The 361-nt window shown below is 63.7% G+C and carries 1 protein-coding gene; it reads left to right on the forward strand.

Annotation, left to right across the window (positions count from 1 at the left end):
- Positions 1-31: 31 nt before the first annotated feature.
- On the forward strand, positions 32-361 hold a 330-nt coding region (locus tag AC1DY7_RS31475), incomplete at its 3' end, for an LptF/LptG family permease (protein WP_477497675.1).

Genomic DNA, 361 nt, shown 5'->3' on the forward strand with positions numbered 1-361 from the left:
ATGCCGTTCGGCAAATCGAGAAAAGCCTTACATGAAGGTCGTTGAACGCTACATCATGCGTCGCGCGCTGGCGGTGTTTCTCGCCGCGCTGATCTGGACACTGGCCATTGTCTGGACGACGCAGGTGCTCGCCCGCATCGACCTCGTCACCGACAGCGGCCAATCGGCGCTGACTTTCTTCGAGGTCGCGGCCCTCATCATCCCCACTATCATCCCGATCGTGGTGCCGTTCGCCCTGGTGGTGGCGGTTGCGCAGACGCTCAGCGTCATGAACTCCGATTCGGAACTGGCCGTCATCAACGCCGCCGGCGCCTCGCGCTGGACGATTGTGCGGCCGGTCCTGCTGATCGCGCTGGCGGCC

The organism is Mycobacterium sp. P2_H7 (assembly GCF_056403275.1).